The sequence below is a fragment of the Anaerophaga thermohalophila DSM 12881 genome (genome assembly GCF_000191885.1).
Classification (GTDB): Bacteria; Bacteroidota; Bacteroidia; order Bacteroidales; family Marinilabiliaceae; genus Anaerophaga; species Anaerophaga thermohalophila.
Genome location: NZ_AEWI01000002.1, coordinates 24,199 through 43,579 on the forward strand (window position 1 = coordinate 24,199; position 19,381 = coordinate 43,579).

General features: G+C 41.7%; 18 protein-coding genes. 4 read left to right on the forward strand and 14 right to left on the reverse strand.

Features of this window, described 5'->3' with window-relative positions; genetic code table 11:
• Nucleotides 1–110 precede the first annotated feature (110 nt).
• The 6 genes from ATH1_RS22080 to ATH1_RS0101220 form a co-directional block, all read right to left on the reverse strand.
• Nucleotides 111–368 (reverse strand): thioredoxin domain-containing protein, encoded by a 258-nt coding sequence (locus ATH1_RS22080; RefSeq protein WP_010416459.1) that lies wholly within the window; start codon nt 366–368, stop codon nt 111–113.
• Nucleotides 369–411: 43 nt separating this feature from the next.
• Nucleotides 412–639: a thioredoxin domain-containing protein gene (locus ATH1_RS22085; RefSeq protein WP_010416462.1), complete on the reverse strand. Its 228-nt coding sequence runs from the start codon at nt 637–639 to the stop codon at nt 412–414.
• A gap of 284 nt (nt 640–923) precedes the next feature.
• Nucleotides 924–2,228: a UDP-N-acetylglucosamine 1-carboxyvinyltransferase gene (murA, locus tag ATH1_RS0101205; RefSeq protein ID WP_010416463.1), complete on the reverse strand. Its 1,305-nt coding sequence runs from the start codon at nt 2,226–2,228 to the stop codon at nt 924–926.
• Nucleotides 2,229–2,258: 30 nt separating this feature from the next.
• On the reverse strand, nt 2,259–2,864 hold the full coding sequence (locus tag ATH1_RS0101210) for a DUF4290 domain-containing protein (protein ID WP_010416466.1): 606 nt from the start codon (nt 2,862–2,864) through the stop codon (nt 2,259–2,261).
• 395 nt (nt 2,865–3,259) lie between these two features.
• Nucleotides 3,260–5,569, reverse strand: coding sequence for an ATP-dependent helicase (locus ATH1_RS0101215; RefSeq protein WP_010416468.1), 2,310 nt, complete (start codon nt 5,567–5,569; stop codon nt 3,260–3,262).
• Between the two features lie 40 nt (nt 5,570–5,609).
• The gene (locus tag ATH1_RS0101220; protein ID WP_139035186.1) at nt 5,610–7,772 is read right to left on the reverse strand and encodes an alpha-L-fucosidase; all 2,163 of its coding nucleotides are present in this window, start codon (nt 7,770–7,772) and stop codon (nt 5,610–5,612) included.
• Nucleotides 7,773–8,211: 439 nt separating this feature from the next.
• Between ATH1_RS0101220 and ATH1_RS0101225 the strand changes: the two genes are divergently transcribed.
• The gene (locus tag ATH1_RS0101225) at nt 8,212–9,453 is read left to right on the forward strand and encodes a T9SS type B sorting domain-containing protein (protein ID WP_010416473.1); all 1,242 of its coding nucleotides are present in this window, start codon (nt 8,212–8,214) and stop codon (nt 9,451–9,453) included.
• A gap of 6 nt (nt 9,454–9,459) precedes the next feature.
• Here the strand turns inward: ATH1_RS0101225 and ATH1_RS0101230 are convergent, their stop codons facing one another.
• Entirely contained in the window at nt 9,460–10,047 is a 588-nt protein-coding gene (locus ATH1_RS0101230; RefSeq protein WP_010416477.1) for a nitroreductase family protein, read from the reverse strand.
• A gap of 337 nt (nt 10,048–10,384) precedes the next feature.
• Entirely contained in the window at nt 10,385–10,960 is a 576-nt protein-coding gene (locus ATH1_RS0101235) for a superoxide dismutase (protein WP_010416479.1), read from the reverse strand.
• Nucleotides 10,961–11,681: 721 nt separating this feature from the next.
• On the opposite strand from ATH1_RS0101235, the gene ATH1_RS0101245 reads away from it, so the two are divergent.
• The 3 genes from ATH1_RS0101245 to ATH1_RS0101250 all read left to right on the forward strand — a co-directional run bounded on the left by ATH1_RS0101245 (nt 11,682) and on the right by ATH1_RS0101250 (nt 13,942).
• On the forward strand, nt 11,682–12,596 hold the full coding sequence (locus tag ATH1_RS0101245; RefSeq protein ID WP_010416482.1) for a proline dehydrogenase family protein: 915 nt from the start codon (nt 11,682–11,684) through the stop codon (nt 12,594–12,596).
• A 92-nt stretch (nt 12,597–12,688) separates the two neighbouring features.
• Complete coding sequence (locus tag ATH1_RS20280) at nt 12,689–12,871, forward strand: helix-turn-helix domain-containing protein (RefSeq protein ID WP_010416484.1); 183 nt, start codon at nt 12,689–12,691, stop codon at nt 12,869–12,871.
• Between the two features lie 630 nt (nt 12,872–13,501).
• Nucleotides 13,502–13,942 carry an Hsp20/alpha crystallin family protein gene (locus ATH1_RS0101250; protein ID WP_010416487.1) on the forward strand — a complete coding sequence of 147 codons (441 nt, stop codon included), beginning with the start codon at nt 13,502–13,504 and terminating at the stop codon, nt 13,940–13,942.
• A gap of 108 nt (nt 13,943–14,050) precedes the next feature.
• Here ATH1_RS0101250 and ung read toward each other — a convergent pair whose 3' ends face one another.
• From ung to ATH1_RS0101285, 6 genes are all read right to left on the reverse strand, one after another.
• Nucleotides 14,051–14,722, reverse strand: a complete 672-nt coding sequence (gene ung, locus ATH1_RS0101260; RefSeq protein ID WP_010416490.1) for a uracil-DNA glycosylase — start codon at nt 14,720–14,722, stop codon at nt 14,051–14,053.
• Between the two features lie 200 nt (nt 14,723–14,922).
• Complete coding sequence (locus ATH1_RS0101265; protein WP_010416493.1) at nt 14,923–15,528, reverse strand: superoxide dismutase; 606 nt, start codon at nt 15,526–15,528, stop codon at nt 14,923–14,925.
• Between the two features lie 209 nt (nt 15,529–15,737).
• The gene (locus ATH1_RS0101270) at nt 15,738–16,526 is read right to left on the reverse strand and encodes an ABC transporter ATP-binding protein (RefSeq protein WP_010416496.1); all 789 of its coding nucleotides are present in this window, start codon (nt 16,524–16,526) and stop codon (nt 15,738–15,740) included.
• 19 nt (nt 16,527–16,545) lie between these two features.
• Complete coding sequence (locus tag ATH1_RS0101275) at nt 16,546–17,673, reverse strand: ABC transporter permease (RefSeq protein WP_010416498.1); 1,128 nt, start codon at nt 17,671–17,673, stop codon at nt 16,546–16,548.
• Entirely contained in the window at nt 17,670–18,290 is a 621-nt protein-coding gene (locus ATH1_RS0101280) for an ABC-type transport auxiliary lipoprotein family protein (protein ID WP_010416500.1), read from the reverse strand. The genes ATH1_RS0101275 and ATH1_RS0101280 overlap by 4 nt, the downstream gene beginning before the upstream one ends.
• Nucleotide 18,291: 1 nt before the next feature.
• Entirely contained in the window at nt 18,292–19,296 is a 1,005-nt protein-coding gene (locus tag ATH1_RS0101285; protein ID WP_010416504.1) for an MlaD family protein, read from the reverse strand.
• Between the last annotated feature and the right edge of the window lie 85 nt (nt 19,297–19,381).

A 19,381-nucleotide genomic window follows, 5' to 3' on the forward strand; every position in this document is an offset into this window, starting at 1 on the left:
TTTTGACACTTTACCGGGCGGTAAAAATGACAAAGACAGCAAAAGAAATTGTTCTTTTACTGCCTTTGTGTCCCTGTAAATAATAAGTTATTCAGGTTTTCATGCAACTTTTATCGTTGCAATCTTGCCAGGTCTTGTTCTATTTCTTCAATGCTTGTTGCGACTGCGACAATACGTCCGTCGCCATCCACCAGATAATCTTTCATTTTGCCGGTAGCATCAAATTTCCTGGCAATTTCCGAATCTCTGCCTTCGAATGTACAGATATGATACATATCAAATAAACTGTCGCTCTCGATAACCTGCATCAAAGGCGTTTTAAATCTGTCGAGAGAAATGCTGACGATAACAAATTTTTCACCGTTCAAAAACGTTTGATTATGAAATTTTTGATATACTTCCTTTTTTTTGTTAGCTCTCAAGTCTCGACGGTGCATCATAGGATGCCCAGAAATCATAAAGCACCATTTTCCCCCGGAGGCTGTCCGAATGAAACGGAACACCGTTGATCAGGGGCCGGTTTATATCAGGAACCTTGTTCCCGACATCTGTTCCTACCCGTGGTTCCGGGGAACCGTTGATGAATGACAGGAATACAATACCGGCCAAAATGGTGATTAGTAGTAACTTGTTCCTCATAAATAAAATCCTTCCTCTTTTGTTACAGCGCAAAGTTTCAATAAATAATTTGGACTGGTCAAAGTTTTTCGATGAACAACTATAATTATGTGACCAGTGAACTATTTTTCGAAACAAAACTATGCTGTAAAACAGGAAAAATAAAGATAGGTTTATTTGGTTTTTTGAAAAATAATGTTAATTTAAGGGCGATCGAAATTAAATTACTGATATACAATAATTTATGTGCAGTTAAAAACCTGTAAAAAAGACAAATATGAGTAGATTAATAAAGAAAAAATTCTTTAAATGCGGCGAATTTCTGCACCAAGGAGTTTTAATCTTTCATCTATTTTTTCGTAACCCCTGTCGATTTGTTCTATGTTGTGAATAGTACTTTTCCCCTTAGCAGAAAGGGCTGCAATTAACAATGCCACACCTGCCCTGATATCGGGTGAGGTCATTACACTTCCTCTTAACGGTGTTTCGTGGTTTAGCCCGATTACCGTGGCCCGGTGGGGGTCGCAGAGGATGATACGTGCGCCCATGTCGATTAATTTATCTACGAAAAACAGACGACTCTCGAACATTTTCTGATGAATAAGAACGCTTCCGTTGGCCTGAGTTGCAACTACCAGGAAAATACTCAGAAGGTCGGGAGTCAGTCCCGGCCAGGGTGCATCCGAGATGGTCATAATAGAGCCGTCTATGAAAGTTTCGATGGCATATTTTTGTTTTGGAGGGATATATATATTGTTGTCGCTGATATCTATGGTTATCCCCATTCTCCTGAAAGCCAGTGGGATGACTCCAAGGTGTTCCGTAGCAGCATCTTTTATGGTAATCTCACTGCCGGTTAATGCAGCCAGACCAATAAAACTTCCTATTTCAATTATGTCTGGCATCACCCTGTGTTCACATCCTCTTAACCGCGATACTCCTTCTATGGTCAGGAGATTTGAGCCGATACCGCTGATCTGCGCTCCCATGTTGACCAGCATTTTGCACAATTGCTGAATATAAGGTTCGCAGGCTGCATTATAAATTGTTGTTGTGCCCGGGGTTAGTACAGCAGCCATCACTATATTGGCGGTGCCTGTGACGGAAGCCTCATCGAGCAGCATATAGCTGCCCTTTAAATTTTCGGCATGTACGGTATAAAAAATATCTTCAGAGTTAAAATCGAACGATGCACCCAGCTTCTCAAAACCGTAGAAGTGCGTATCCATTCGCCGTCGTCCTATCTTATCGCCGCCGGGCTTTGGGAAAAAAGCTTTTCCGAATCTGGCGAGCAATGGCCCCATTATCATAATAGAGCCCCTGAGGGAAGAGGCTTTTTTTTTGAATTCTTTGGTCTTCAGGTAATCCGGGTTTATATTGACGGCACTGAAGCTGTATTTCCCCCGGGAGATTTTTTGAATCGAAACGCCGAGCTCGCGTAGAAGTTCTATCAGATTATTGACATCCAGAATATCAGGCAGGTTGTCGATGGTCACCGTTTCGGGGGTCAATAAGGTGGCGCAAATAACCTGCAGCGCTTCATTTTTGGCTCCCTGGGGAGTAATTTCTCCTTTAAGCGGACGGCCGCCTGCGACTTCAAAGCTGCTCATAGTTTCTGATGTATTGGGTGGGTTTTGGAATTAGTTGTTTTTACGGACGTACTTTTTTCTCTGGCGACCATGATTATTGTTGCTTGGCTGGTGCTCCCTGAAATCCGCAATGCGTGGTTGACCTTCAAATTTGAGCTTCCCGTCTGACAGGCGTTCCATGTCACTCAGTATCCTGTCGTCTGTTGCGTTATCTTTGTTCCAGTTAGACAGGGATTTTTTCATGTGGTTGCCGATAAGCATTATCAGATGGCGCTTAAGGGGTCCTTCTTCCATTTTGGCGGCTTCGTGTATCATTTGTTCCACAAGGCGGCCATAATGCTTAAAGGTCATGTTTCCATGATCGTAGTAAATAGGATCCGGTTTTGAGTTAAAATTTTCCCTTGCGGGGGGATCGTAAGGATAATCAATGTCGAGTTTGAAATCCGCCATGATAGCCAGATGGTCCCACAATTTGTGCTTGAAATCGCTTACATCGCGTAAATGAGGAAACAGGTTTCCCATCACGCCGATGATGGCTTTTGCAAAGCGGGTTCTTTCTTCCCGGTCTTCTATGGTACACGCATGGTCTACCATCTTCTGAATATGGCGTCCATATTCAGGTAAAACCAGTTTTTTTCGGTTTGAATTATAATCCATTGGTTGTAAGAAATGTTTGACTTCGCTGTTGTCGATGGCGTCAGGAAACAGATATCCGAACACAACAGCATGTTTCTGATATAGAAAAATCTCCGGATTGATCTTTATATTCCGGGGTGTTATCTTAAAAAATAAATTAAAAACGTTGGCGCTTAATTGGTTAATTCACATCCTGCGATGCAATACAGATTCTTGATTCGGCAGATTGGAGAAACTTCGACTCCATGCTCGTTTCATGAGTAAGCGTAAAATGGCATTTCGGGTCTGCAAATATCGGCTTTTGTATCGATAAATATTGTATCTGCCTTAAAAAAATCAGCTAAATACAATTTTGGCCGGTAAGTATGACGAGTTTTCGTGGTCGTAATCCTTTGTAGACTAATTATTTTACAAAGTTAAGAGATTATTTTTAGTTTGGCAAATTTTAGCAGCAATTGTTTTTGTCCGGCATTATTAAAAAAGACGGTGGCTTTAACGTTAGGGTGCTCTCCTTCAATATGCAGCACCTTGCCTCGTCCAAAACGTTCGTGTTCTACAATAATGCCCGGCTGTATCTCTTTTCCACTGGCCGGAACATAGTCATCGAACTTTTTTGTAGCAGATTGTCTGTTCAATACTTTTCCTGAAAAATTAACTTTTTGTTTTGGGCCGGGAGGTGTCTTTTCGAAACTGAATGTACGTTTTTCGGGCATTTTTTTACCACTCAATGGTGTTTTCGGCGGAGCGAAACTGTTGGCTTCCCCGGGAACGTTGAGGTATGACTGATCAATTTCGCCCAGGAAGCGACTGGGGCGGGCAAACGTCAGCTCGCCAAATTTGTAACGGCTTCGCGAAAAGGTGAGCGTGGCTCTTTCCTGTGCTCTTGTTAACGCCACATAGAACAAACGGCGCTCTTCTTCCAGCCCTGCTTCGCTGGTTGAGGCCATGCCTGACGGGAACAATCCTTCTTCAATACCGACAATATAGACGTTTTTGAATTCGAGTCCTTTGGCGGCATGAATGGTCATGAGGGTGACTTTGTTGATGTCGTCAGGTTTTTCTGTATCCTGGTCTGTTAAAAGAGAGACTTCCTGCAAAAAATCAGCAAGGCCATTATTTTCCCCGCTTTCCTGTCTGTTGTCAGAAAATTCACGAATGGCGTTAAACAGTTCTTCCAGGTTTTCGAGTCGCGTCTGGCTTTCATGGGTTTTGTCCTGATGCAGCTCTTTTAATATCCCGCTTTGCGTGGCAATTTCATTTGTGATATCAAATGCCGAAAGGTTTGGTACCTGGCTGATAAAGCCGGAAATAAGCCGGGTAAAACTATTCAGTTTTCTAAGTGTTCCGGCATTGAAGCCGGTGTTGGGAAGGGCCGGATTGGTGAGAACAGCCCATAAACTAACATTGTTGTGGTTGGCCAGTGCCTCAATTTTATCCATAGTGGTTTTACCGATTCCCCTGGCCGGATAGTTGATAATTCTTTTCAGGGCTTCATTGTCGTTCGGATTGACCGATACCCTCAGATAGGCTAAAAGGTCCTTTATTTCTTTACGTTGATAAAAAGAAAGACCGCCATATATTTTATAGGGTATGTTTTTTTTACGCAGCGCTTCTTCAAAAATTCTCGACTGGGCATTGGTTCGATACAAAATTGCAAAATCCTGATATTGGTATTGGTGTCTGAGTCGAACTTCGTTAATGTCATTGACAACAATAAAACCCTCGTCAACATCGGAATGAGCCTGAATCAGGTTGATTCTTGCGCCTTCATCGTTTCGCGAATAGATTTTTTTGTGTATTTGTCCTCTGTTTTTGACAATGATGCTGTTTGCTGCATTGACGATAGTCTGTGTGGATCGATAGTTTTGTTCGAGTTTGAAAAGTTTATAGTCGGGATAATCGTTTCTGAAGTTTAGTATGTTCTCAATTTTAGCTCCCCGGAAGCTGTAAATACTCTGGGCATCATCACCTACCACACAGATGTTTTTATGCTTTTCGGCCAGTTTCCTGGTTATCAGATACTGTGAAAAGTTGGTATCCTGATACTCATCGACCAGGATGTATTTGAAGCGTTCCTGATATTTGGCCAATACTTCGGGATGGTCGCGAAAAAGGATGTTTGTATTTAGCAAAAGGTCGTCGAAATCCATGGCTCCTGCTTTTCTGCATTCGCGCACGTAGTGTTCATAAATTTCGGGCATCATAGGGATATTGGCAGCTGCATCGGCCATGGTTCGTTTTTGATCCTGCGCGTATGCTGCCGGTACAATGAGGTCATTTTTCGCTGAAGAAATACGCCCGAGAATGGTTCCCGGTTTGTAAGCTTTATTTTTGTTCAGCTTCATATTTCTTAGGATGCTGTTAATGAGGCTCTTTGAGTCGGTTGTATCATAGATGGTAAAAGTAGGCGGGAAATTGATGTGTTTTGCTTCCATCCTCAGAATTCGGGCAAAGATTGAGTGAAAGGTACCCATCCAGAGTTTCGATGCCATTTCATGACCTACAATCTGACCAATGCGCTCCTTCATTTCACCGGCGGCTTTATTGGTGAAGGTAAGCGCCAAAATGGTCCAGGGCGGTACACCATTATTCAACAAATACGCGATTCGATAAGTAAGCACACGCGTTTTTCCCGATCCGGCCCCGGCAATAACCAGTGCCGGCCCGTCGATATCGACAACTGCTTTGTATTGCGCTTCGTTAAGTTGTTCCAGATAATTCTCCACAGAAACTTATGGTTTTCAAAAGTTCGAATATAGTAATTCTTTAATTTTCGGGCACCAGTTCGATAGAAAAGTTGGGCATGTAAATATCTGCGTGGATATTATTTTTGTTCGTCTCCGTTACTTCAATAAATTCAGGATTTTCAGGTATTTCTACGGGCCGGGTCAGCCATCTGGCTTCGGGCACCGGGGTAAGTGAGAAATGGTCTGCATTTCCCCACCGGTTAAAATTTTTTATTAGCAGTATATTTTTCCCTTTCTGCAGATGGAGGACAATCTCACACGTCAGGGGTTTTCCCGTATTGTCATTTCCGGCAAGTAACACTTCCTCCTTGTTTAGCCAAATCTGAATGCCATCATTCCCGGTTATCCGGTACAGATATTTTTGTGGATTTTCTGAATCGATTTCTACATAATAATAATGATGTGTTAGCGGTAGTGGTGCCGGCATGTCTTTCTGTCCTGAATTAGCCATCCATGATCCGTGTGAAATTTGCAGGCGATTGTTCGCGTTTGGGTTAACATGAAGGTCTTTGAAAGCTCCGTAGAAGGGCTTTGACCTGAATATCTGACCGGTCTGAATGGTGTCGTTTTCCGAACGTATCAAATCACCACGATTACCTTTTAGTGTTTCTGCCATCTCTGATAATGCCGTCCTGATTTTAATGGTTTTTCCTGCTTCGAAGGAAGTAAATTTCAGTAAGGCAGCTGGTTTTTGTCTGATGTCAAGGTTCCATCGCAAAGCTGTGTTCGATGGTATCTCAGAAAGTCTGTCTGTTCCGGAAATGCTTCTGAACGGGGTTGCATTATTCAAATTAAGTGAGATTGTATCGTCGGGAGCGGTATATAATGGTTCAGCGGCAACCGGTTGGATCGTATCTTTCATTGTTATTTCGAGGACAGGAAGTTGCATCGGATCGGCCATGGCAGGAGGCGTCCATAGGATTTCGTGCCTTTGTCCGCGACTCAAAAACGCCGGTTCAATGCCACTGCCAAGAAACCTCACTTTTTCTATTTCATTGTGGAGCCCTGAGAAAACAATTTTTTGTGAAGCAGGGACTGCATTGACGAACAGATACAGATGGTTATCTTTCCAGGTAGCCGGCCATGATTCTGAGGTGTTGCCTAGTGGATTCTTCTGTGTGTGAAAAATAGCATTCCGGTTTACCTTGATCCATCGTCCCATGTGGCTCAAAATCTCTTCTTCCAATTCATCCAGGGAGCCATCTCCTCTGGGAGCAACGTTGAGAGCATAATTCCCACCCTCCGAAATCACTTTTACCAATTCGCGTATTTTGCTTCGTGCAAGACCAAGTGTATCGACGAATGTTTTATTCTTTTTGTATCCTAAAGACGGACTGAAGGCAGAATTTCGTTGTACCCATGGAATATCGGGAGTAATCTGCAGTGACTGATTAAAGGGAGAAGCGATGAAATCACCCCTATTGTTGCCAATTTCATTGCTGATAAGGCATTGTGGTTGAAGACTTTTTATAAGTTCGCGTAATTCACGGCTTTGGGTTGGTGTATTTAGACCTGAATAGAAATAAATGGCAGAAATATCACCGTAATTGGTTAACAATTCCCTGATTTGCCCGAGATTATTTTGATGATGGGCTTCGGTAACCGGTGCTCCGTGATGGGATGACATGGGCGATGCCGCAGGCAGGTGCCAGTCGGTCAGTGAGAAGTTGATTCCAATACCGATATTGGCATTTTTACATGCTTCGGCTATTTCTTCCATCAGATCATGACCAAATGAGGTAAAGTCGACGATATTAAAAGGAGTCGTTTCGGTTTTGAAGAGACAAAATCCGTCGTGATGTTTGACCGTGAAAACGATATTTCTGACACCAAGGTCCCTGGCAAGATTGATGAGCTTTGACGGGTCCCAGTTTTTAGGTGAAAAATCTCTTGCAGTTTGTTCATATTCATCGGCAAACATTCCGGCTTCGGCCCATATATTTTCTGCTCTTTCAGCTCTGTTGCCTTCCCATTCACCGCCTAAAACGGAATAAACACCAAAATGAACAAACAATGAGAGTTTATCAGCATTCCATTGCTGCAGTGGGTCAACAGACAATCCTGCTTCTTTACCGATTTGCTCTTGTTTTGGTGTCTCTTTTTTGGCATCCGAACACATAGTAGTGACCAATGCAATTGATAGAAGAAGAATCTGTGTGATGAGAGTTGTATATTTTCGCATAGTTATTGTCGGGTTATTTAATAATCGTCTGAAAAAAGAAAAACGCGGTGATGACAGGACGCAAAGTATTTATTATAAGAGAGTTATTGTCATAGATTTAATTAGTGCCCGTCTGTTCGCCCGCAAAATATTGGATGACTTTCTTACGTGTCAAAGATAAGAATTCCTGTTCGACGGAGCATAAATTTATAAAAATGCTTAAAACTGTTTGGCACATTCACAATTTAAAAATCTGTTGATACGTTAAATAATTGTATTTTTGAGTTTGCTTCTGTAAGAGCTGTTTTTTTGTCAGGATTAAGTTGCAGGAAATTTTTGAACCGGAGTTGACTGGTTGTTAATGAGTATTTAAAAGTTTGATTTGACAATGAGATTGGCAAAAAAAGACTTTTAAGAGTGAACTCAGTGAACTCATTTTCACACATTAAAATAAACAGGAATGGTTTATTTCCGTTATATCGCAATTTTCGTTTTTTTATTTTCAGGCTTTAAGGTTTCTATTGCTCAATTAACGGCAGATAACCCTGACGCTTCAGGGGCAAAAATTGATTATTTGTCAGAGACCCCCGGTGATACCGTGTTTTGTTTCCCCCGGAATGCATCTATGATTGTGAGTTATGAAGACGGATTTAGCGGTTTGTCTTATACATGGTACAGGCATAATCCGGCAGATAACTCCTGGAACTCTGTCATGCAGAGTGGAGGTGAACAATTGATTGTGAATGATGAAGGAGGTTACCGGCTTGTAGTTGAAGACAACGACAATGTTGTACTTGACCAGCGTTTTTGGGTTTTCAATTCTCAGGCAATAACCGATGTTAAGGCTGAAATTGTTTACGACGATTGTTTAGGGGTTGATTTAATGGCATCTGCCGACAGTGTGCCTCTGATTTGTTATGATCCTGTGGATGGTGCTCAAGTCGGGGTTGATTATGATTTGTCTTTTCAGTGGACTACATATCCTAAAAGTGACGTTCAGGAAAATGGAAGATATGCCTCTATTGATCCGCCTTATGAAGATTTAAGTTATGTGGTAACTGTTACCGACAAATTCGGGAATAGTATTGAAGCCGGTGTGGATTATACTGCGATTGCGGTGAAGGCCGATTTTGAGATTGAGGTGCTTAAAAATCCGGCTGAGAATGAAGGACAAGCTCAGAATGAAGGAGCTGAAAATAAACGACCAGATGAAGTCACGGGATCGGCCCCGTTTGAAATTAAGTTTACCGATACCTCCATGGGGAAAGTAACAGCGTGGGAGTGGACTTTCGGTAATTCGGGCAGATCCATTGACCAGAACCCCCGTTTTGTCTTTTCCGAAGCAGGTCAGGATACCGTTTACCTGAAAGTGGTGAACCGGGATTCGGAATGTGAGGATTTGAGTGATCCTTTTGTTGTAAATATCTGGGAATCGCAGCTGGAGGTTCCGAATGTGTTTACGCCTAATGACGATGGAATCAATGACGAATTCAGGGTGGCCTACAAATCACTGAAAAAGTTTGAAATGGTGGTTTTCAATCGTTGGGGCAGAAAAGTTTATGAGAGTACCGATCCTGCTGTAGGGTGGGATGGAGGTGGCCATGCCCCCGGGGTCTATTTTTATTACATCTATGCTGAAGGATACAATGAAGGAGAAGTCCACAAAAAGGATGGGGCTGTTCATTTGATTAAAGGGAAATAGTTTGGGTTATTCTTTACCGGAACATTTTACAATGATCTCCTCCAGTGAGCGCTTGGGAACATGGTGCACCTGGTTTTCATCGCGCCAGTATTTAATGTTGCCGTCTTTCACGTCTTCTATGACCACTTCTTCGCGTGGCTTACCAAGCGCAATGACTTCAATAATTTTCAAGTGACCGGGGAGTTTCAGGGCCTTTTGCAGTTTCAAACGGTCTACCGAACCGATGATGCATCCGCCCAGTCCCTGTTCTGCTGCACCCAACCGAATGCTTTGCGCTGCAATACCATCGTCACAGAAATAGGTGTCCGAAATGTTTACATCATTCAAAATGACGATGTAAGCCGAAGGACGTTCACCCGGTGCCGGCCCGTCCCAGTCTTTCAGATAACCTGCCCATGATAAATGCGGGAATATTAGTTCATTGGTTTTTGCGTCACAAGAAATGAAGTATTTCAAAGGTTGTTCATTACGGGCCGAGGGAGAAAGCCTGGCCAGGTCTACGAGGCTCTCCAGTACGTACTCGGGGATTGTGATGTCCTCGTAAAAACGACGATAACTACGGTTTCGCCTGACTAAATCTTTTAAGTTGGTCATAATATAAAACGTTAGGTTTTAGTGTCTTACTTCTGATATTCGCGTAAATTTGCAAAATTGACAACAGCATAATTGATTTTTTAAGGTGTTCTCGAACTCTTTCGAGTCGTTTCGCTGACGACAAAAAAATAATTGCGTAGCAATTAGCTAATCCGACAAATTATGACTTTAGCTTTTTAGTTATTTTTGGTTCTGGCTTGTCCAGGTTAGGATGTTAGATGGCTTGTTCTGTTTTTGGGCTGTCTTATCCACAACTCAAACAACTATCTGAGATCAGGAAAGTTGCTTGAGTTATGTATAAGACAGGTTAGACCTGGCTTCCTATAAGTTCAGAATATTAAAAACGTTTACCTACAATATCCCAGTCGACACAATTCCAGAATGCTTCAATATATTCGGGGCGCCTGTTCTGATAATCCAGATAATAGGCATGTTCCCATACATCGCAGGTAAGGATTGGAATCATTCCATTACGTATGGGATTACCCGCATTGCTTTCTTTTATGATTTCAAGTTTTCCGTCGCTGTTTTTCACAAGCCATGCCCAGCCTGAGCCGAAAAGTGTGGTGGCAGCCTGCGAAAATTTTTCCCTGAATGCACCGAAAGAGCCAAATGCTTCATCAATAGCCTGAGCCAGGGGACCTGTTGGCGCATTGCCGCCGTTGGGCGACAGGGAAGAGAAATAGAACGTGTGGTTCCAAACCTGGGCTCCGTTATTGTATATGTTTCCGTCGGCTTCATTGATGATGGTTTCCAGATCAGCATTTTCAAATTTGGTGCCCGGCACCAGATTGTTTAAATTATTGACATAAGCCTGATGATGCTTGCCGTAATGGAACTCCAATGTTCGTTTCGAAATGTGAGGCTCTAGAGCATCCATAGCATAGGGTAATTGAGGAAGTGAAAATTTCATGATTTTGTGTTTTTGTTTTACAAAAGAGTGTATTAAACTTTTACAATCGATTGAATTTTGCTTTTGAGAGAAAGAAGAGCAGCCTGACAGATGCTATTCTGCCTCTCAAAAATTACAAAGCTGTCGTTGCTATCCAAATATAATAAAAATACCGATTTTTTCAGGATTATTATTGGAAAAACTTGCTTGGCGGGGGAAAAACGATTTGTTAAAAAATCCGTTTTGGTTATCAATATCCCAAACGGAGGGGGTTTGTGTCTATGAATTTTATCAGACTAAATCAATTACAAACGTATTTGTGAGATGTGTCATTTTTTTTATCCCCTGAAAGTGGAATATTTACTGATGTTATTTTATGTATTAACAGACCGTTAGACTTCCAGATATAAGATGTCGGATCATCCAAATATAATCTTGGTATACTGCATCTTAAAAGAAAAAAAAGGTTTTGATTGCAAACAACTGATTTGCAATCCATTGGAAAAATCTAACGGAGTATTGATGTATAAATTACGGCGTTAAACTGGCACTGGTTAACACGCTTTTTTACACGTTTGAGTCCTTTGGCTTTTTGTTTGTTTCATCCGTATAAAATTTATTTATTAAGGTCGGATGAAACTCGCATGATTGAGATTTATGCATGTCCTTTTGTGACAAACCTTGTCATGCTCGTTTCATTACCAAAGTCCGGATGGATTTTTGGCTCTAATCTTTTTAACGTATGATAAATAAAATAATTGCTTCGTCACTTCCCTATTTGCCCAAAAAATTTGTGTGGCTTTTTTCCAGGCGTTATATTGCCGGAGAGACAATTGATGATGCGGTGCGTGTTACGAGGGACCTGGCCGGGAAGGGCATGGTTGCTACCATTGATCATCTGGGGGAATATGTTGCTGATATTAAAGAAGCAAAAGCCGTTCAGCAGATTTATCTGGAAATGATTGACCGGTTTGAATCGGAAAAACTGTCGGTCACTTATTCATTAAAGCCTTCAAACTTTGGTCTTCTGATAGATTTTGAGACTTGCTTTGAACTGGTCAGAAGTGTGGTGGAAAAGGCAAATCGGCACCACTCATTTGTCCGGATTGATATGGAAGACAGCAGCTGCGTGGATGCCGAGCTGGAGCTTTACCGACGGTTGCATAAAATATATCCTTTAAATGTTGGTATCGTTATTCAGGCGTATCTGAAGCGTACACCAACCGATATTCAGTTTTTGGCTGAATTACATTCACCATCGACTCCTGTTAATGTTCGCCTTTGTAAAGGAATTTATGTTGAACCTCCTGAAATTGCTATTCAGGACAGAAAAGCCATCAATAAACAATTTATCGAGACGCTTGAATTTTTCTTTGATAAAGGAATCTACGTCGGGATTGCGACACACGACCGGGCATTGACGGATATGGCCCGGCAATTGATAAATAAGTATTCGCTGACGACTTCTGCCGACTATGAGTTTCAAATGCTCTATGGTGTTACGCCTGAATTGTGTTCCGAAATTATAGCTGCCGGACATCAAATGAGAGTATATGTGCCTTACGGAAAAAAATGGCTGGGCTATTCATCACGCCGGCTGAAAGAAAATCCCAAAATGGTTTTTTATATTATTAAGGCTCTCTTTAAAAGAGGATAAACCTGTTTGAAGAAAGGGTCGTTTCACGTTCGAAACGACCCTTTACACACAGGAATTGTTGGGAGGAAATAAAAAATGTTTCCACGCTTCAAATGTCTTCTTTTATTGTCTTTTCTGTGTTATCTCTATGTTATCGCTGTTTTAAATTCTTTACGCAGGCCAATCTTTCAATACTGAAAACAGGTGAAGCTAAAGCTGTTCGGTTCACTACTCTTGAAGCAATTTGCAGAGAATTTAAGTGTCAACCTGGTGATATACTTGAGTGGAAAGAATAGTTTAAAAGTGTCTGTCCATAAAGTACCATTTGCTGTGTTATGCTTGCCGCCAAAATACTCATTTACGAAACGAGACTGGCATAGTTTGCGACAATAAGAATATGTATAAGTCCTTGCATGCGAGTTCCATCCGACCTTAATGAATAAATTATATACGGATGAAACGAGCATGACAAAGATTGTAATAGATTTTTAGATTTAAGATGGTAAGATGTAAGACAAAACGGGTCTGACAAGGCATACCACAACAAGAATATGTATAAAGCCTTGCATTCAAGTTCCATCAGACCAATGACTTAGACTTATTTTATACTGATTAAAGGTAAACTCCGTTTTTGGCGGCTTCGCAAACCTTGCAACCGGCACTTTCTGAACAGATACATTATATTATAAAGTAAGAAACTTTCCCGACTTTACAGATAGGCACTGGATAGACAAAGGAAAACCGGATAAAATAGTCGTATTTCTGTCAAAATGACGCTATAACTCTGGTTTGCATGACTTTATGGCGTTTTGAATTTATCGTTTCTGTCAATTAGGCGCTTGTTTTGTATTGGCATTTCCTTTGATATTCTCTTGGCAGAATGATTAAAAAAGAAATGTCAAACTTAAAAATAGGAGGTTATAGCTATGGCAATTGTAAGAAGATTTAACAACCAGGTACCCGACATCGCCAACATTTTTGATGATTTCTTTGGCGGTGATTTCTTTGACACTCCTGCCCGGAGAACTTCTACCCCCGCTGTTAACGTTAAGGAGAACGACGATGAATATGTTATTGAGGTTGCAGCACCGGGAATGAAAAAAGATGATTTTAAAGTTGAAATTGACAACGGGGTGCTTAGCATCTCTGCCGAAGTGGAAGAAAAAGACGAGCAAAAAGATGAGGACAAAGGATATACTCGTCGCGAATTCTTTTATTCATCATTCAACCGTTCATTCGCCATCCCTAAAGATGAGGTTGATGAAAGCAAAATTGATGCAAAATACAAAGATGGTTTGCTGAGAATTACCTTGCAGAAGCGTGATGAAGTTAAACCAAAACCTGCTCGTATGATTGAAATTAAGTAAGACAGGTTAACGACGATGAACAACTATCCGGATGATGGTAAAAAAATAAATCCCTCTGCTTTGCAGGGGGATTTTTTTATGTTTGTTCAGGATATGATTCAATTATCATCACCATTCAATTTCTTTTAGTCCGTGATTTTTCAACCATTCGTTGGTTTTGGAAAAATGTTTACAACCGAAGAAGCCATTATGGGCAGAAAAAGGGGAGGGGTGGGCTGCTTTCAGCACCAGGTGTTTCGATGGATTAATAAGTGCTGCTTTGTTTTGGGCATATCGTCCCCACAATAAAAAGACGACATTTTCACGTGTTTTCGAGACCACTTTAATAGCAGCATCGGTAAATTGTTCCCATCCTTTGCCCTGATGCGATCCGGGTGTTCTGGCCCTGACGGTTAATGTAGCATTCAGCAACAGGATGCCCTGGCTGGCCCAACGGGTCAAATCGCCCGAAGGCGGAGGCGGTGTTCCTATATCGTCAGCAATTTCTTTAAAAATATTCTGTAGCGAAGGTGGCTGACGGATACCATCGGGAACAGAAAAGCAAAGTCCCTGTGCCTGTCCCGGGCCATGGTAAGGGTCTTGTCCGAGGAGTACCACTTTCACCTTATCAAGTGGCGTATGATTGAAGGCATTAAATATCATCGGGCCGGGGGGGTAAACCTGATGCTTCTTTTTTTCATCAACAAGAAATTTCTTTAGCTCTGAAAAATACGGAGCATTAAATTCTTCACTTAGTGCTTCTTTCCAACTTTCTTCTATTCGGGGATTAATCTGAGACATATTGCATTTTTTAAGGCCTGATGGAACTCGTCCCTGGTAATCGGGACTTGTCTTAACTGGTTTTGCTTCACTGCAAAGATAACAAGATCAATAATAATTCACATTAAAATCAGAACACCCGCGAAACACGAGTGGCTTCGCGGGCGTTACATTAACCCGGATAAAATTTAGTTGATTGAAAAATGGTTAGTGATTCCGGTTTATGCTGTTTTAAAACGTTTGGCTACTTCATCCCAATTGACCACATTCCAGAATGCATCAATATATTCGGGACGCTTATTCTGATATTTCAGGTAGTAGGCATGTTCCCAAACGTCCAGCCCAAGGATGGGAGTTCCCTTAAGTTCGGAAACATCCATGAGCGGGTTGTCCTGATTTGCAGTGCTTCCCACTACAAGTTTACCATTGTTTTGTTTAACCAGCCATGCCCATCCCGAGCCGAAGCGGGTAGCTGCCGCATTGTTAAAAGTTTCTTTAAACTGATCAAATGAGCCAAAATCTTTTTCAATGGCTGCCAACAGTTCTCCTTCTGGCTTGCCTCCGGCATCGGGAGCCATTACTTTCCAAAAGAGGTTATGGTTGTAATAACCACCACCGTTGTTGCGCACTGCTGTAGAGTGTTTGGATACATTGGACAGAAGTTCTTCAATGCTTTTCCCCTCGAGGTCGGTACCCTCAATGGCTGCATTTAATTTACTGGTATAACCACCATGATGTTTGGTATGGTGAATCTCCATGGTACGAGCATCGATATAAGGTTCGAGTGCATCGTAAGCATAATCGAGTTTTGGAAGTTCAAATGCCATAATGTTCAAGTTTTTATGATTAGACAATCGATTTAATTCTTATTTCAGATAAACTTGTCCAAAATTAATGCTTATTTAAACTTAATCCAAATAATTGGGGCTAAAAATTGTTAAATAACTATAGGAAGACTTTAGACAAAAGTATGCTCAGCCTAATGCATATTAAACTTGAACGCGGATGATGAAACCATCAGATGAGCCGGCCTGATCTATTTATCAGTTCTTGTTGAAGCAAGTGAGTGAGTGACTTTTTTGCCACCGGTTCCAACAGTGAAAAAGTCTTTTAGCGACTCAATTTCTGATTGGCGTGCCTCAGTGAGGGTTCCTTCAAAAGCGATGACTCCGTTGTCAACGAAAAGCACTTTGTCGGCAATCCGCAAAATACTTGTCACTTCGTGGGTGACCATCAAAACAGTCATTCCAAGCTGATTGCGAAGTTTCAGGATGAGTTCGTCAAGATTGGCCAGAGAAACAGGATCGAGTCCTGCTCCCGGTTCATCGCAAAACAAAAGCGGAGGATCCATAATAATGGCTCTGGCCAGAGCAGCTCTTTTTAACATGCCTCCGCTTAATTGTGAAGGATAGAGATAATAGGCATCTTCGAGATTGACAAGATTGAGTTTGGTGCGAACCAGGTCTTCAATGGCATCTGCAGGCAGGTTGGTATGTTGTTCCAGTGGCAGGGCTACGTTGTCACCAACGGTCAGGGAATTCAATAATGCACCGTTTTGATAAAAAACGCCGAGTTTTAAATAGAACTTTAGTTCCTGCTCTTCGTCAAAGGTGACGATGTCCTGCCCGAAAATTGAGATGGTATTCGGAGCTACCGGATAAAGTCCCAGCATGTGCTTCATAATGGTACTTTTTCCCGAACCACTTTCTCCAAGTATCACTGTAACATCTCCTTCCTCTATTGAAAAGGACACGTTTTTAAGTACTTCTTTTTCTCCAAATGATACTTTAAGTCCTTTGACTTCTATGATCTTTTCTTTACTCATATATGTCATGCATTGAAGGTCAGTAAAATATCAGTCCCAGGATCAGATCGGCAATAATAACCAATGTAATGGCTGCCACTACTGCACTGGTAGTAGAACGGCCTACTCCTTCGGCACCCTCTTTTACTCTGAAGCCGAAAAAGGCTCCCGTGATGACAATGATAAAAGCAAAGGCAATGCTTTTGATTATTCCTGTAAGGATGTCTTTTTGATAAAGAGCCTCGGACATCCTGTTAAAAAATATTTCGGGTGTTATATCCAGGTAAAGATAGGCAGCAACGGCGCCTCCGAAAATTCCGGCAACAGAGGCAAGAATGGTCAGGAAAGGTAAAGTGATCAGGCTTCCGTATATTTTGGGAATTACAACAAACCGAACGGGATTCAGTCCCATGGTGCGCAGCGCATCAATTTCGGCCGTTACCTTCATTGTTGCAATTTCGGCCGCAATGGAAGAACCGCTCCGGCCTGCAACCATAATGGCTGTGATAAGCGGGCCTATTTCAGCCATCATGGCTATTACAGTAAGGTCTACAATATAAATATTAGCGCCAAAATTGCGGAGTTGAGAAGATGACTGAAGAGCCAGAACCAGCCCGATTATAAAGGCCATTGCCATGACAATGGGCACGGCATTTACACCTATTGAAACGGCCTGGTTAACGAACTCGCCTTTTCTGCGTTGTTTCGTGTGAAACAGGTCTTTGACTGACCAGAAAAGAACATCCGAAACGAGATAAAAGAATGAAGCTACATATTCGACCAGGAAATGCCCTGCTTTATCGCCTAATAAATAAAGAATCCCTTCTTTTTTACGCGACTGTTCAGTTTTTTGTTTAACAGGACTGAAAAGTGACAGTTTGTTTTCTATGTCTTTTCCTGCGTTTTCGATTTTCAGGGAGATGTTATGTCTTCCTGCATTTTGGGGCAGACGATGTATGGCCAGGGCACCCGCGCTATCTATATTTTCCAGGGCGGACAGATCGACAGAAAGGTCACTTTCACCGCTTTTCCGAAACAAAAGTTCAATGTCGTCCAGGAATTCGGCAGTATTATGAATGGTCAGGTTTTTTTTAAGCCTCACCACATTACCGTCGAGGATGAAATGGTTCGATTTATTTGTCCATTTTTTCTTTCTCACGAATATCATCTTTGAGCCGAGAGGGTTTCTCTGATTTGCTGTGCAAAATTTTCAAGTTCCTCATAAAAAAGATCACTGATGCTTTCGGCCATCAGATTCAGATTCCTTTTTTCCAGGGTTGATTTTCTGTTGCTAATGTGAGTAAGAATGCTTGTTCCGGAACGGGTATCAATCAATTCGAACTTCAAAGTCAGATGCGTCGTAAAATCCTTTTTGCCTTCAGCTGTACCAACCTCTATTTCGAAGACAGTTGTGTTGAGACGATATTCAGGCGTATGTTCCCAGAATCTGTCCGAAACTCTTAAAAAAAGATTCTTGGCCGACAAGAAATCTATAATCATCGGCGTAAGAACAGTCGATGGTGGAACGGCCCATTCGTGCTCACCAAAATATCGGATCTGGTGTGAGTCATCCCTGCAAACAATTCTCCGACTTGAATATGCCGGATATACATTCACATCTCCAACTTCACACCTGGCATTGAAGAGAACCGAATCTTCAACAAAAGGTTTACTTACCTTTTCCGGTTGTTCAAGAGTATAGTATTTTTTGACAACAGTTTTTTGTGATCCGCATCCTGTGAGGATAATGGTCATGATCAGAATAGGTAATATTTTCTGTTTCATATTAATCCTTTAATTTGTCATCGGGCAGGTTTTTAACTTTGGTTTTGCGGATGAGCACCGATGGATTGTTGTTGATTTTTCGGGATGCTTCTTCAAGATTGCGAAGCGTTGATTGCAGCAATTCCTGGGTTTCTACAAGTCCCTTAGTGCCCTTGTTGATATCGTCATCTACCTTTATGAGAAGTTCTTTGGTTTGTGCGACCACTCCTGCCAAATCGTCAATTAATTGCGTAATATTTGTTTCTTTCAGTTTTTGTGATATTTCCCGGGCATTTCCTATAATGTCATGAATAGAATCGCTTTGAACCAGCTGGTCTATCCGGGTCATTGTTTCTTCCAGTGTGCTGCTTGTTTCAAGAATTGAGGCACTGATTTTATTGGCATTTTTTATAGTAGAGCCAATATCCTTCTTGTTTTGGCCGACGATGGTATCAAGTCGTAAAATGGCACGATCGGCATCGTCTGCCATCTTGCTGAATTTCACAAGGGTGGTAGTGATTTTTGCCAGAGTATCGGGATGAGTGAACATCTGCAGGTTGTTGAGTACTTTTTCTGCCTTTTCAGCAATTATTTCTGCCTTTCCCGTTATTTCTGATGTCAAAGAAGAACCCGGTTGTATATATGAACCTGGTTTCAGAAGATTGGACTTATTGGTTCCACCACGTATTTCTATGGCTTTCATGCCGGTAATCCCGAGCGAAACAATATCCGCTTTTGCGTCTTCTTTAATGGGGGTGCCCTGTTTTAGCGAGAGTTCTGCAATAATACTGGTGATATCCTGTGGGTTAATACGAATGTCCGAAATGGTTCCTACGTTGATGCCGAGATATTTTACGGGGCTTCCAATTTCCATTCCGCTTACCGAGACATCGTGAAAATTCACATAATAGGTGTCGGATTTTTCGAACAACTCCCTGGCTGTAAAATATACGACCAGAAACAAAAGCAGGGCGGAACTGACTATGATAAAAATCCCCAGTCTTATTTTTTTTGATCGGTTGTTCATCCGTATGAAATTTATTTATTAAGGTCGGATGGAACTCGCATGATTGAGTTATACATATTCTTTTGAGACAACCCTTGCCATGCTC